The sequence below is a fragment of the Psychrobacter sp. G genome, assembly GCF_000418305.1.
Classification (GTDB): Bacteria; Pseudomonadota; Gammaproteobacteria; order Pseudomonadales; family Moraxellaceae; genus Psychrobacter; species Psychrobacter cryohalolentis.
The window spans coordinates 1084948-1100426 of the sequence record NC_021661.1 but is presented as its reverse complement, the minus strand read 5'-3'; the positions used below and the strand labels follow the sequence as shown (position 1 = coordinate 1100426).

Below are 15479 nucleotides of genomic sequence, written 5' to 3'. Positions count from 1 at the left end.
TTCCTTCTAAATTATGCGTTTTCTACGGTAGAGAGCGTGCTTGTGTTATCGATGACAGTCGGTTCTTCACGAGGAATAAATTTATTTAAGACGACCCATAGCAAGCCAAACAATGGTGATAACCAGCAGGCAAAGGCGAATGGCGCGTAAGTTAAGGTCGCAATACCTAGGGTTGCCGCGACAAAGCTACCGCCCATATTCCAAGGAATAAGTGGCGATAACAGCGTACCCGTATCTTCGATAGAGCGAGTAAGCGTCGTGCGCTTGTAACCCATCTCTTTATACTTATCTTTGAGCAGACGACCCGGTAAGACTAGCGTGGTATAGACATCACCGATGAGGGTACCAACACCGAGCGTGCTAGCATAAGTGGTAATCACTAAACCAAATCTCGATTTCACCATGTTGTTGATTTTGGCCATGATGGCTTTTAATGTACCGTAATGCTCAATTGAACCGACAAAAGCTAGTGCAAAGATAGTTAAGGTCACGACCCAAGTCATGGACATCACGCCACCTTTAGACAACAGTTGATCGACCACAGCAAAGCCGGTCTCACTTTTAAAGCCATTTTGTAGGACGTTAAAGATGTCATGGACACCGACACCTTGCATAAAGAATGCGACAAGACCTGCGACTACCACACCTGACAATACCGTTGGAATGGCTGGCATTTTCATAACAGCTGCAATGACGACGACAACAGCAGGTAATAAAGTAATAATGCTCAGGTTATAGTTCGCTGCTAATGAGGTTTGTATTTCTTTGATTGAGGTGAGATCGACATTGTCTGCACCGTAGCTCATACCAATCCAAGCATAGAGAATCAGAGCTGTAACCATGGCAGGTACAGTCGTTGGCAACATGCCACGGATATGGTCCCAAAGATCCACGCCGGCGGCGGCTGGTGTTAAGTTCGTGGTGTCAGACAACGGAGACATTTTGTCGCCAAAAAAAGCACCAGAGACGATGGCACCACCTGTGAGCGAAGGAGGAATACCTAACCCCAGACCGATACCCATCATAGCTAAACCGACTGTACCAACCGTACCCCACGAGGTACCCGTTGCTACTGAAATAATGGCACAAATAAGACAAACAGAGACTAGGAATGAGGAGGGAGAAAAAACGCTAAAGCCGTAGTATAAAATAGTGGGTACGGTACCAGCGATAATCCAAGCACCGATGAGCATCCCTACACCCATCAAGATAATCATGGCAGGCAGACCAATTTTCACAACCTTTAAGAAACGCTCTTCCATACCGTCCCAGCTGCGCCCACGTAACTTCATGAACAGACCGGTAATCAAGATGCCACATGCTAGCGGAATATGCGGAGTAAAATCTTTAAAGACAAAAAATTGCACCATTAGAATAATGGCAGTCAATATCAGTGGGGCAATATCTAGCAGGAAGCTAGAAGAAGGATCATAACCTTCGATATCAGGGTCATGCGGTTTGTGAGGTTTATCTGCAATCATAATATATCTACCTATCCTAGTAGTTAAAACCAAATCCATTGGTATATAGTCATCGTACGGTGTTGCTCATTGGTCAGATGCAAACCAAGCTAGTAACCTAAGTCACCTCTCTAAATGCATTTATATTAAATAATCAATTAAAACAATAACTTAATAATAATGTTAAAGAATAAAGTATTGCCATCAATCAAAATAAATATTTGAAAGATATTCATGAATCATTAAAAGGGTTTAAAAAATAGAGCGTTAAACAGTAATCTTAATTAAAACGGCTATCCGCTATTTTGCGGCTTATTGACGGTTTTAAGATTCAAAGCAGAATTTAAAAGGATACAAGTAATGCTAAGGGCAGTTAAGCGCACATAACGCGCGCTTAACTGGCTAAAAACACACTTTTACATTAGCAACTATGGCTTGCATTAACCGAAATTAATACCTTGTGCTAGTGGTAGCTCAGTTGAGTAGTTGACCGTATTGGTCTGACGACGCATGTAGTTTTTCCAGGCATCAGAGCCTGACTCACGACCACCGCCGGTTTCTTTTTCACCGCCGAATGCGCCACCAATCTCAGCACCGCTGGTACCGATGTTGACGTTGGCAATACCACAGTCACTACCGCGGGCACTTAAGAACAGCTCAGCTTCACGCAAGTCATTGGTAAAGACGCAAGAAGATAAGCCTTGTGGTACGTCATTTTGTAGCTCTAAAGCTTCGTCGAAGTCTGTATAGGTCATGACATATAAGATAGGCGCGAAAGTCTCATGACGGACGACATCATTTTGCGCATCCATCTCAACAATAGCAGGCGTCACGTAGTAAGCGTTTGGATACTTATCTTGTAAAACACGCTCACCACCAGTCACTGTACCGCCGGCTGCACGGGCTTTGGTCAAGGCATCTTGCATATTATTAAAGCTATCTTCGTCGATAAGTGGACCGACCAAGTTGCCTTCTAGTGGATGACCAATGCTCACTGTTGAATAAGCAGATTTTACGCGTGGTAAGATGTCGTCTTTCACGGATTCGTGAACAAATAGACGGCGTAGCGAGGTACAGCGCTGACCTGCCGTACCAACAGCTGAGAACAGAATGCCACGTAAGGCTAGGTCTAAATCAGCACTTGGGGTTAGAATCATGGCGTTGTTGCCACCAAGCTCTAGTAAAGACTTACCGAAACGCTCAGCGACTTTTGGCCCTACGATTCTGCCCATACGTGTGCTGCCCGTCGCACTGACGAGAGCCACATCTTTATGCTCAACCAACGCATTACCGACATCGGCTTCACCCAATAAAAGCTGAGATAGATTAGCAGGCGCATCACCAAATTTGGCTAGGGCTTTCTCAAACAGCGCTTGGCAAGCAATGGCGGTTAAAGGAGTTTTTTCTGAAGGTTTCCAGATCACAGGATTACCACAGACCAAGGCTAGCGCCGTGTTCCATGACCAAACAGCAACTGGGAAGTTAAAAGCTGAGATGACCGCGATGACGCCGAGTGGCTGCCAAGTTTCGCGCATGTGGTGACCAGGACGCTCTGAAGCGATAGTCAAACCATAAAGCTGACGAGACAGACCTACTGCAAAGTCACAGATATCAATCATCTCTTGTACTTCGCCTAGACCTTCCTCTTTGATTTTACCAGCTTCTAGAGAAACTAGCGCGCCTAGATCTTCTTTGTGCTCACGGAGCACTTCGCCTAAAATACGGACCAATTCGCCACGCTTAGGAGCAGGCACTGTACGCCATTCTTTGAAGGCTTTTTTAGCATCTTGTATTTGTGTGTCGACATCGTTCACTTGATGCAAAGCGACCTTACCGATGACTTCACCATCGATAGGACTATGGACTGCGAAATCGCCTGCTTGGTACTGGCTTTCGTCGACGCCCATGGCTGACATGTATTGCTTAATCATACTGACTCCTTTGTATAGTATTTCATTACGTCCGTGCAGATCTATAAACTACCCTGCCGTCGCTTAAGTTGCAAAATAATAAATTTCTTGCTGTCATTCATTTTTGGAATGGCATTCTAAACTTAGTGGATAAAATCTTACTGAATCAATATATTGACTGATATCATCCTCACTGTATTAAAGCGGATTAAACCTGACTGGCCTAAAAAAATGTTTTCCACAGCGCTACTGTTTTGTCTTTTAACCATAAGTTGCTTTAAGCCACTTGTCGTAACAAGGCCAAACATACCTGTAGACTCTCATTCTGCCGCTGCGCATATAATGCCAATTCATCTTGCACACGCATGCCTAAGGCTTGCTCAAATTCTTGCTTATTGGACTGACCGTCATAGCTGTTCTCGCTATCACTATGAAGATTGGACTGGAAGATACCAGCTGCACTCACAGGCAAAAAGTCTTCATAAACAATCGGCTCGATACGAATGATATCTTGCTCAATCAGGCTTTGCAGATTAGCAGCAGAGAGCTCGTTTGACGGTGAATCTATAAATTGGTTTGCAAAAGCCTCTTTATCAGCTACTTGATAAAGGAAATAAGCAAGCTGCTCATGATGCAGTGTCTGATAATCGTCTGGAAAAGCGGCAAAAGATTCGCTTAATAATTGATAATATTGCTCAGCATTGTCTTCATTTGGGGTCATGCCCAACTTTTCACGGGCGGCATTGAGCAATTGGTCGTAAAGCGCACGGCCTTTTGGGGTCAGGGCTACACCGCGCTGCTCAATCTCACCAAAGCGGGCAGTATGCTGACCGGATTCATACTGACCGTCAGCACCTTTAAAACTCACTGGCTCTATTAATGCCTTAAAGCTGGTCTGGCGCAAAAGAATAGGACAGTAACGGCGTGGCGGTCCCTCAATGATCGCTTTTGGTGTAATCCCTCGGCTCTTCATACCTTGTTGGACGGCATCGATATCTAGCGTCCTTGGGGTCAAATGATTGATATGTGGTCCTTTAAACCCAACCACATCGGCAATCAGTTGATGCTGACCTACCAACTGCTCATATACGTCTTTCGAGATAGGCGACTGCTGATGCCAGCGGAAAGTTTCTAACGCTTCTTGGACAAATTGCTCACCCTGCTCATTCGTTAGACCGCCCTCGTTTTCATAAATTTTAATCAGTTTGATTGCGTCATCGGTAAAAATACAGCGTGCATCCAATGCTGCTTGGGCTTGTTGCTTGAGCGTCGCATCGCCAATCAAATCTAAACGCAATAATGAGGTAAATACGCGAAACGGGCTATTATTGAGCGATGCCGTATCAATCGCGCGAAACGCTGTAGAATGCACTGGCACGCCAGCAGGCGCTAGGTCATAGTAACCGACCGGATGCATGCCCATAACTGCAAACAAACGACGCATCATCATAAGCTCTTTCGCCGTACCCAATCGAATCGCTCCATGGCGCTCCATGCTGAGTCTATCGATTTCATCGGTATTCTTAAGCTGTTCAGCAATCTCAGGTTGATTGTCCAATACATCCTTATTAACTTCAGCGACCAGATTCATAAGATCAGTATATAGCGGCACTTCTTTTTGATACATCTTTGACATAGCGAGCGAAAAACGATGACGGATATCATCACTGCTCATGTCTTGTTGGTTTGAGCTTAGATGATCTGAACTCACGGTTATTCTCCTTGAACTAGTTATGATGACAAATGAATAGTAGTTAAAAATGATGGCTGCTTTATGTAGCCATCATAGGAGCTACACGCAAAATCACTCATTGAATCGGCAGCTCGTCTGGGATGGATGCTAGGATGCCTTTTAAGATATCGAGGCCTTCTTGTAGGGTTTCAGGCTCAATCGTTAATGGCGGTAATAAGCGAATGATATGGCGGTATTTACCACTAGGCATCAACAGCAGTCCTTGCTTGCGAGCTTCCACTAAAATATAAGTCATCACGCTTGACTGCGTACCGTGAGATGGATGACGCAGTTCAATGCCACGCATAGCACCGATACCCGTTAGTCCGTATAACCAAGGCGTTAGACCCTCTTGTTGCCACTGCTCAATAGTGGTTTCAATGGTTTGCTGATAGTGTTTTACTGAGTCCCATACAGCATTTTCTGCCATGATATCGAGCGTGGCATTGGCAGCAGCACATGCTACTGGGTTGCCAGAATAAGTACCGCCCAAGCTGCCCTTTGGTAAGTCGTTCATGACAGTGCCTTTACCAATGACTGCCCCTAATGGTAGACCGCCGGCAATACTTTTACCCAGCAATACCATATCGGGCTCGATACCTAGATGACTGAAAGCAAAAGGCATACCTGTACGCCCAAATCCTGACTGAATCTCATCCATGATAAGCAAGATGGCATTATCATCACAGAATTTACGTAGGTATTGAGCAAATTTTGACGACATTAATTGAAAACCGCCCTCGCCTTGTACTGGCTCTACGATGATAGCGCCGATATTACCAATATCGGTTTCGACTTCGAACAGGCGCAGCAAAGCATCAATGGATTGCTGGTCACTGGTATTATTGTCAGGGCTTGGGAATGGAATATGATAGACACTGCCAGCAAGAGGGCCCAGACCGCGTTTATATGGGTCCACTTTACCATTAAGGTTGACAGCTGCGAGGGTACGGCCATGAAAGCCGCCATCAAAAGCAATCACACCGACACGACCAGTCTTCATACGGGCAATTTTGATCGCGTTTTCGGTTGCTTCGGCGCCGCAATTGGTTAACATGCCTGCAAGCTCACCTGCAATAGGAACTAAATCGCAAAGTCTCGGCATGAGCTTTTGGTAAGGCAGGTGACCTGCCGCATTGTAGGCGTAGTGAATGAGGCTTTGTGATTGAGCGATGATAGCGTCAACGATATGTGGGTGGCAATGACCAAAATTTAATACGCCGATACCACCGACGAAATCAATATAGTGCTTGCCATTCGTATCCCAAACGTGCGCATTTTTACCTTTGCTAAGGGTTACTGGATGCACCATGGTGAATGCATCGGTAACGTTATACAACGAATCCATGAACGTCTCTCATCTTCCTTGAGTTAGACGCTCATTTCAACAAAAACCTAGGATTTGGGCAAACGAATAATAGTTGGGCGGGCATTCCTTTTTGTCATCGTGGCTGATTGGAGCGATTGTTTTTTTCACCACTGGCTTTTAGCAGTTAATCATCTTACTGTCGTTATCCATGGCTGACACTCGTACAAGTGATGCCAAGCAAACTGGCTAACTCCACCTGACTCTGACTGGACGTCTCTAAGTAGCGTGCAATCCACTCTTGCATTACTTTGGTCTTGTGCGAGTTGCCAAGCGATAATGGATAAGACATATAGTAAGCCCCTCTCCCCTTAGCCGCATAATGCCAAGCCATCACCAGCTGACCCGATTGTAGCTCAGGAGCCACCAAACGTAACGGCACCAAGGCAACGCCATAACCGGTTAAAGCTGCCGAAATACAGGCATGAAACGTATCAAAGCGTGGACCTACAAACGTACCATCCAAGCTAATCTGCTGCTGCTTAAAGTACTCGTACCATGCGCTAGGACGTGAGCTCAGCTGTAGCAGCACATAGCTGTCCGACTGCTGCGGTTGCAAGTCTTTACCTTGCAAATAATCAGGGCGACAAACCGCCACACAGTACTCATCAAACAATTTAACATTTTGCATTCCCGACCACGTCCCTTCACCGTATAAAAACGCAATATCGATATCATGCTCTTCGGAGAAAAATGGACCTACCTGCTCTTTAATATCCAGCCTAATTAAAGGATTTTCCTGACTAAAGCCGTGAAGCGCAGGAATCAGCCAACGTGCACAAAAGGTGGGATGCGAGACCATTTTTAGCACTTCCAAATTACTGCTATGCGACATCAAATTGGTCGTCGCAGTCTCGATATGCTTAAGAATACTTAGTACATCGATATAGTAAGATTTGCCGGCAGGCGTTAACGAAATACGCTGCGAGGTACGATAAAACAAAGAGATATTCAGCATCTCTTCTAACTGCGCCACTTGCTTGCTTATCGCACTTTGCGTCATATGCAGCTCTAAGGCAGCATTAGTAAAGCTTAGGTGACGAGCCGCTGTCTCGAAGCATTGCAGCGCAGTCGTCGAAGGGTATCTTCTAAACGCAAGCGAAGGATTGGTATCAGTTTTCATAGTCTGTTTTTATTTTCTTCCATGATAATAGATGTGGTACTTCGTATCACATCGCTTCTTTTAAGCACAGTCTAAGGTTAGTATGCCACTACAGCCTAGCAAGAAAATTGGTTAACCGATTTCTTATACTAAATTGAGCGCTGGTCTAGTTATCAGATCCAACCTGCTTCCAAAAGCTCCTCGGTGTTACTCACTTTAAAGTCATGATATAAGTTAAAAAACACCGCTGGATCTTCAACATTATCCAGTAGCTCTCTTTTATGGAGCGCCACAAACATAGCCAGTGCATAAGCTGCAGAGTGGATAGATTTTTTTGGATTAAACTCCATATCAGTAAAGGCTTGATATTGCATCACCTCTTCATGCAGCTGAGGGTTTTGCTTTAGCGCATTCACATACAACCAATCATAAAACGTTGTTAATGGCTCTACACTCCACTCCATACCGAAATAATTATAGCCAATGAGTTCACCCGAGGTGATTAATCGCTCATCTTTTTTGGCTTGTCTGGGCGGTGCACTTAGCAAGTCAATATAGGGGCCACCGTCCTCAAAAACCATACTGCTTTGAAAGGCGTTTTCGACACTATACTGCTCGCCACCATTCTCATTAGTTAGCTTTAGGCTCAAAGGGCTCAGCAGAAAACTCAGCTTATTACCCGATTTACTCGACAGCTCTAAAACGTGATTAAATCCATATTTTTTGCGAATAACTTGATGCATATCATTGATAGATTTTTTCTTTTGCCGACTCGCAAATCCCACATGGCGCTCAAACCGAACCATGTCTGTTTTTACCAAATTATCACTGTTCACTCTAGGCATGAATACAGGTCTTTTTTCTACCGCGCTTTGTGCTTGTTCCATCGTGATGTACCTTATATCAATAATCTTTTATCAATGTTCTTTTATAACTGATTAAGTGTGTCTGCCCAGTCCGAAATATATCGACTCCAATCAGCGCTCGCGGGGCAGTTTATCTTATTATGGGTCATTTATCCTGCTCTATTTTAGCGTTATCAATAACCTTGAGCTATGCTGCATAAACGGTAAAGATAAATTTGGTGAATTTCAGCTTTAGCGTTTGAGATGGATGTTGAGACGTAACTTGATGTGGTGACTCTTGAGAGAGTTAAACCTTCCAAAATTAGAAAAAACTGCTTAATAATGGGCAATTTTTAAAATTAGAAATTTCTGAATGTATCTGATTACTATACAGGTAGTTGCCACCTTATAGCATTAATAACCATCCAGCGGATCCGCAGCCAATCACTACCAGCCAAGCAGGGACTTTCCAGAACATCAAAGCAATGAGAGCGACCAATGCCAGACCAAAATCTTTTGCTTCAATGATAGCGCTTGTCCATACAGGCTGATAAAGCGCTGCCAATAACAAACCAACGACCGCTGCATTGATACCAGATAGTGCGGCTCTTGTGCGCAGATTTTGGCGTAGACTCTCCCAAAATGGCAGTGCGCCCATAACCAATAAAAATGACGGCGCAAAGATTGCTATCAAGCAAATCACCCCTCCTAGCCAACCACTAGGTGCTTGATTCATCGAGCTACCTAGAAATGCTGCGAAGGTAAATAAAGGTCCTGGCACTGCTTGCGTAGCTCCGTAACCTGCTAAAAAAGTATCATTACTTATCCAGCCTGCGGGAACAATCTCAGCCTGTAATAATGGCAATACTACGTGTCCGCCACCAAATACAAGTGATCCTGCACGAAAAAAGGTATCTACCATAGATAGGGTTTGGCTTGGATACAATGCAGTCAGCAGCGGTAAGCCAATGAGCAATAAAAAAAACAAGAACAACCAAACAAGCCCAGTCCGACGTCTCACAGTAATAGGAAGCGGGTCATGAGCAATCACTTTTTCAGGTTTGAACCATAGCAGCCCAATAATGGCGGCAATCGCAATAACGCTTACTTGAGCTAATGCAGAAGGCACCAAAAGTACAAAACAAGCAGCCAGCGCCATGATAGAGATTCGCGCAACATCGGTACAGAGATTTTTCCCCATACCCCATACCGCTTGCGCAACCACAGCCACTGCCGCGACCTTTAAACCATGCAATACACCAAGTGGAACAATATCCCCATAACTGCTAATACCTATGGCAAACAACATAAGCACTATGGCAGAGGGTAAGGTAAAACCCGTCCAAGCAGCAAGCGCGCCAGCATATCCTGCTCGAGATAACCCGATAGCAATGCCAACTTGGCTGCTGGCAGGTCCTGGTAAAAACTGACAGAGCGCGATTAAATCGGCATAGCTGTTCTCAGTCAGCCACTTGCGGCGTATTACAAATTCATCACGGAAATAGCCCAAATGAGCGACGGGGCCACCAAATGAGGTCAACCCCAATCTAAGGAAGATAAGAAAAACAGCCCATGCTGATTTGCTTTCAATATTGGCGTTATTATGATGTACCACGAGTCACTCTCCTTGGCAGACCGTATAAAGAGAAAGTGTTATAACTTAAAGTCACATACAAAATTTGATTGGCTGTTTAGTATTATTTTTACTTACTACTCAGCATCATCTAATAATTTATTAAGGGTTTCTATCATGGCATCGTCTATGATGTGGTCTTCTACATAATCCACTATCTGATAGAGCGTCGCCAGATCCATTGCGCGAATACCTAAGTCAGTTAACTGCGCATTAATCGCCTCTAAGCCCTCGTTATCTTCAGCGCCGTCACTCGCGAACCAATACATCTGCTCTAGCAAGGTGTCTTGTTTGGTTAATGTTGAATAGCTATCGCCCTGAATAAATAAATTAAAATAATAGGGCATCTCTACATCATTAATAAAAAAAGTACGCTTGCACTCTAGGGTATAGGCTTGTGCTTCTTCACTGTCGTTGCTGTCAATACCATCAATACCTGCATCATTTTGGTCGTCTTCGCCACGTTCAAGCACTTCTTTTACCAAGCCCTCTAGGAGTTGGTAGCGCCCTGCTTTTATTTTGTGATTGTAAATAATACTCGCATCCGCGATTGCTTCGAAAATAATGGCGCTAACATCTAGAGTATGATTATCAATATCATAGAAACTTTTTAGCGCAGGTAAAAATTCGGTCAACTGCTCTTCAGGCACTGGTATGAGAAATTGCTGCTCGTATATCTTGATCATGTCTTCAGGCGCGTAAGTGTTGGCAGTATCAGTCTCGTTTCTACCGGTAGGCTGCAAGGGTAAAAAATTATACGGGTTATCATTGGTCATTTGGGACGGCCTTTTATGTGTGTTAAATTTAATAGATGTCTGCCATCAAAAAAAATGAGCGTCTCTAAGCGCATATATCACTCTCAATATACGCTTAAAATTTATGCGGGTATTGTCGCTTATTTGGACAATTTTAGATAGACAGCGATAGACATACCCCTTGAATTATTCTCATAAAAAAAGACCTTACCCATCAAATAGGCAAGGTCTAAACGCTAAGCCGTACCAAAAACGCTAGGTGTTAATTATAAAAACAATAGCCCTAAACCAATCACAACACCACTAACAATCAGGACGATGACACAAAAACCCATGATATCTTTGGCTTTGAGTCCCGCAATTGCCAAGGCTGGCAATGCCCAAAACGGCTGAATCATATTTGTCCATGCGTCACCCCATGCAACTGCCATAGCAACCTTTGCAGGATCGCTGCCCAGCATCTCTGCCGCCTCTAACATAATGGGTGCTTGCACTGCCCATTGCCCACCACCTGAAGGGACAAAGAAATTGACGAGTCCTGCACTTAAGAAGGCAAAAAGTGGCAATGTCTCAGCTGACGAGATATTGACGAATGCTTCTGACATCACGCCTGCCAAGCCTGACGCTGTCATCATACCCATGATTCCTGCATAAAACGGAAACTGGACAATAATAGCACCAGCACCTTTGACCGCTTCTTGAACGGCAATCAAATACTTACGAGGCGTTCCGTGAAAGATAATCCCAAGGAACAAAAACATAAAGTTGACCAAATCAAGCGTCAAGGCAAAGCCATTTTGTACAAAATAATAGACGATAAAAGCAATACCTAATGCGCCAATGATCATGGATAAAATCCAGCTATTTTCCAAACGCTCTGCTGGTGTCATATCCGATTTTTTTGGCAGCACTTCATCAATTGGTTCAACCAGAAGTCTCGGATCTACCGTCACCGTATCTTCTTTTTTCGGCATCATCAAACGGTTGAGTAAAGGAACGATGATAATCAATGCAGCCACAATAATTAAGTTATAGCTAGCAAAAATCGTTTCACTGGTTGGAATAACACCAATCTTATCAGCGAACGGATGACCTGCTGTCGCAATGGATAACGGAATGGAACCCGAAAACCCAGCATGCCAAATAATAAAACCAGAATAAGCACTGGCAATCAATAAACGGTAATCGACATTCTCTACACGCTTTGCCAATTCTTTGGCGAATAATGCCCCAATCACCAACCCAAATCCCCAGTTGATCCAGCTTGCTGCAAGGGATACTAAAGTTACCAAGATAATGGCACTGCCCGGCGATTTTGCTAAACTTGCAAGCTTTCCTAAACCTTTTTTAAATATCGGACTGCTTGCCAATACAAAACCTGTGACTAATACCAACACCATCTGCATTGAGAATGCGAGTAATGCCCAAAACCCTTCACCCCAAAACGCCACCATCTGTACCGCTGAAGAGTCAGTTAATCCTAAACCCAGTACAAAAATAACCACTGTTAAGATAATAACGAACAAAAATGGATCCGGTAAATACTTCTCCATTAAGCTATTCGAAAAACGGGTAATCCCTTTCATTTTATCACTTCCTTGTTTATATAAATTTTCCTTGAGTGCTATTATTAGCTAACTATAGTCAAAATACCCTAAAAACACTACGGTACTGCTATGAATGATTCTTTTTTATTTAGACCTTACTGTTCCTGCCTACTCTTACCTGTTTAATTATATCTTCCACATATAAAAAGGCTTCCAAATAGTTGAAAGCCTTTTTATTTTATTTAGGTGATGAATCATAAATCGATTATGACGCTCTAGAAAACGTGCGTCAAACCAATTGTTATGGCAAAATCTGAATAACTACTATCTTACAGGTGGCGTACCTTCAGCATTAGAGAGCACTGTATCGATTTGTATCAATGCATCCATAGGAATTACTGAAACCCCAAATACTGTTCTGGCAGGCAGCTCACCGTCAAAAAACGTAGTATAAATATCATTGACCGTGTCAATATCGGTCATGTCTGTGAGTTGGATAGTTACTTTAACGATGTCGTCCATTTTATGATCGATACTCTCTACAATGGCTTTGATGTTTTCTAAGCACTGCTTGCTCTGCGCTTTTATATCACCGTCGATGAGCTTACCCGTTTTAGGATTAATAGGCAATTGACCCGAAAGGTGATTATAGTGAGAGAAAGCAACTGTCTGCGTGCTTAACGAGTGCTTTGGCGCTTGCTCTGTATTATTGGCTTTAATTACAATGCCATGACGATCTTCAACGGCTTGTGGCGGCGTGCCATCTCCATGTGATATCACGGCTTCAATCTGTACCAAAGCATCTATAGGTAGCCCTAAAACCATAGTTACTGTGCGCGCTGGTAGATAATTGACGGCTCTGGCAATAGCCGTGTCTGGGAAAAAAGTGCTATAAACGTCATCGACGGCTGTGATATCAGTAAGGTTGGTTAGACTAATGTTTATTTTGACAATATCATCAATACTGACATCGATACTATTCAAAATCGACTTAAGATTTGTTAGGCATTGCGCTGTCTGCTCTGCTATACCGCCTACTACTAGTTGACCTGAAATAGGATCGATCGGTAATTGTGCTGAGACGTTATTGTAATGAGAAAAAGCAACGGTTTGGGTAGATAAAGAATCGATTGGCGCGTTATCAGTGTTTATTGCCACTTTTACGAGCTCGCAAGGGGCCTGCGGGTGAGTACCTTCGCCATTTGAGAGTAGTGCATCCATTTGTACTAAAGCACCGCTTATAGGCAGCTCTGCAACCATCACTACGTTACGTGTCGGCAAATAGTCGGTAAAGAAAGTACGATAGACAGCATTTACTGCCTGCATATCTGCAATATCTTTTAAAAATACAGTGATTTTAATCACATCATCCATGAGATGATCAGTACTTTCTACAATCGCCTTGATATTATCCAAGCACTGTTTAGCTTGTTCTGAAATATCAGCAGAGGCTAATGCGCCAGTCTTCGGATCAATTGGCAATTGCGCTGAGATATTATTGTAATGAGAAAAAGCAACGCTCTGAGTTGAGGTTGCGCTAATCGGCGCACGGTTCGTGTTTCTAGATAATTTTATGATGGTATCATTCATATCGTGATAGTCCCTTTTTGATAGGCTTAATTACTAAGCTGGTTGATATATTTATTAATGAAGCAGGCATCTAGCCCACTGTCGTCGCTTTAAGATCTTTAGTAGATGCGAAAAGGAATATGAGAAACTAAAAAACCGTAGGAAGTCCCTACGGCTTCTTATTTTTATACAAAAAGAACAAGTTTTTTATTCAATATCTATTAACCGGCAGCTAATACGCCACCAATGATAGCAACCACGCCGCCTAATGCACGGGTAATACGATTATCGGCTTTGAGCATCATGGTACCTAGACCGCGACCGACAAAAGTAATGGCTAAGGTTGCGACAACGAAGCCAGCCATATAAAGCAATAAGCTTGAACCTTGTGTCATTTCAGTACCATGAGCATAACCGTGGGCGACCATAAACAGCGCAACCAAGGTTCCACCAACAGCAGTCGGCAGTTTTGCTAACGTGGCGATTAGTACACCGACTAGCAATACTGACATGGCGATGCCGGTCTCTACCCCAGCCAAACTGACACCCGCCCAAGCAAGGCCTGCGCCCGCTATCATGCCACCTACGACAAATAACGGCGTGCCACGTTTCATCGTAGTGTTTTGGCGGATACTCCAAAAACCAATCGCGCCCATAGCCAATAAGTGGTCAAGGCCCATCATCGGATGCAGTAAGCCGCTAAGGAAACCATTGCTCACCTGCTCGCCATGGCCAGGGTGGGCCATCGCCAAAGTAGCTGTCATCATCAGCCCTACTGTCAGCAGCAATTTGGTCATTTTATTCATCTTTCTCTCCTATTTTCTTGTTTTCTATTATTTGAATAATTGCTCTAGATAATGTTTTAAAATACTGTCCGTATACTTAATCATTAAGCGCGGACTGTTATGCATTAGTTGCAGCTTTCTCAGGACGACGCTCAGGCAACATACCTTGCTTTAAGATAAAGCTAATGATTTCTTCTACGCCTACGCCGTCATATAAGTTGGTGAAGATAAAAGGACGTTCTCCGCGCATTTTCTTTGAATCACGCTCCATGATATCTAGCGAAGCATGTACGTATTTGGCGATGTCAATTTTATTAATAATTAACAAATCAGACTTAGTGATACCTGGTCCACCTTTACGAGGGATTTTGTCACCAGCAGCGACGTCGATGACATATAAAGTCAAATCAGAAAGCTCTGGGCTAAAGGTCGCTGCCAAGTTATCGCCGCCAGACTCTACTAACACCAGCTCTAGGTTAGGATGGCGCGTTTGCAAATCATCGATTGCGGCCAGATTCATCGAGGCATCTTCGCGGATAGCCGTATGTGGACAGCCGCCCGTTTCTACGCCCAAAATACGATCGGCAGGCAGAGCATCATGCTTTAACAAAAAATCAGCATCTTCACGCGTATAGATATCGTTAGTAACCACAGCGATATCATAGTGATCTTTTAGCGCACTACATAACTGACGTAATAGAGCTGTTTTTCCGGAACCAACCGGACCACCAACGCCTACTCTTAAGCAATGTTTCATGTATATTTTCCTTATCTA

At 43.8% G+C, this 15479-nt stretch carries 12 protein-coding genes; all 12 read right to left on the bottom strand.

Annotated features, from left to right (window positions below; translation table 11 throughout):
- Window positions 1-11 precede the first annotated feature (11 nt).
- On the bottom strand, window positions 12-1481 hold the full coding sequence (nhaC, locus tag PSYCG_RS04705) for a Na+/H+ antiporter NhaC (protein WP_020443171.1): 1470 nt from the start codon (window positions 1479-1481) through the stop codon (window positions 12-14).
- 419 nt (window positions 1482-1900) lie between these two features.
- Window positions 1901-3391, bottom strand: coding sequence for an aldehyde dehydrogenase family protein (locus tag PSYCG_RS04700; protein WP_020443170.1), 1491 nt, complete (start codon window positions 3389-3391; stop codon window positions 1901-1903).
- A gap of 256 nt (window positions 3392-3647) precedes the next feature.
- Window positions 3648-5045: a VOC family protein gene (locus tag PSYCG_RS04695; protein WP_041772493.1), complete on the bottom strand. Its 1398-nt coding sequence runs from the start codon at window positions 5043-5045 to the stop codon at window positions 3648-3650.
- Window positions 5046-5178: 133 nt separating this feature from the next.
- The gene (locus PSYCG_RS04690; RefSeq protein ID WP_020443168.1) at window positions 5179-6450 is read right to left on the bottom strand and encodes an aspartate aminotransferase family protein; all 1272 of its coding nucleotides are present in this window, start codon (window positions 6448-6450) and stop codon (window positions 5179-5181) included.
- Between the two features lie 163 nt (window positions 6451-6613).
- On the bottom strand, window positions 6614-7591 hold the full coding sequence (locus PSYCG_RS04685) for a LysR substrate-binding domain-containing protein (protein ID WP_020443167.1): 978 nt from the start codon (window positions 7589-7591) through the stop codon (window positions 6614-6616).
- A 152-nt stretch (window positions 7592-7743) separates the two neighbouring features.
- Complete coding sequence (locus tag PSYCG_RS04680; protein ID WP_020443166.1) at window positions 7744-8457, bottom strand: DUF6977 family protein; 714 nt, start codon at window positions 8455-8457, stop codon at window positions 7744-7746.
- Window positions 8458-8821: 364 nt separating this feature from the next.
- Window positions 8822-10030, bottom strand: a complete 1209-nt coding sequence (gene chrA, locus PSYCG_RS04675; protein WP_020443165.1) for a chromate efflux transporter — start codon at window positions 10028-10030, stop codon at window positions 8822-8824.
- Between the two features lie 95 nt (window positions 10031-10125).
- The gene (locus PSYCG_RS04670; RefSeq protein ID WP_020443164.1) at window positions 10126-10824 is read right to left on the bottom strand and encodes a hypothetical protein; all 699 of its coding nucleotides are present in this window, start codon (window positions 10822-10824) and stop codon (window positions 10126-10128) included.
- 245 nt (window positions 10825-11069) lie between these two features.
- Complete coding sequence (locus PSYCG_RS04665; RefSeq protein WP_020443163.1) at window positions 11070-12389, bottom strand: short-chain fatty acid transporter; 1320 nt, start codon at window positions 12387-12389, stop codon at window positions 11070-11072.
- A gap of 285 nt (window positions 12390-12674) precedes the next feature.
- The gene (locus tag PSYCG_RS04660; RefSeq protein WP_020443162.1) at window positions 12675-13940 is read right to left on the bottom strand and encodes a RidA family protein; all 1266 of its coding nucleotides are present in this window, start codon (window positions 13938-13940) and stop codon (window positions 12675-12677) included.
- 200 nt (window positions 13941-14140) lie between these two features.
- Window positions 14141-14725, bottom strand: coding sequence for a HupE/UreJ family protein (locus PSYCG_RS04655; RefSeq protein ID WP_020443161.1), 585 nt, complete (start codon window positions 14723-14725; stop codon window positions 14141-14143).
- 97 nt (window positions 14726-14822) lie between these two features.
- Window positions 14823-15461, bottom strand: a complete 639-nt coding sequence (gene ureG, locus PSYCG_RS04650; protein ID WP_020443160.1) for an urease accessory protein UreG — start codon at window positions 15459-15461, stop codon at window positions 14823-14825.
- Window positions 15462-15479 lie beyond the last annotated feature (18 nt).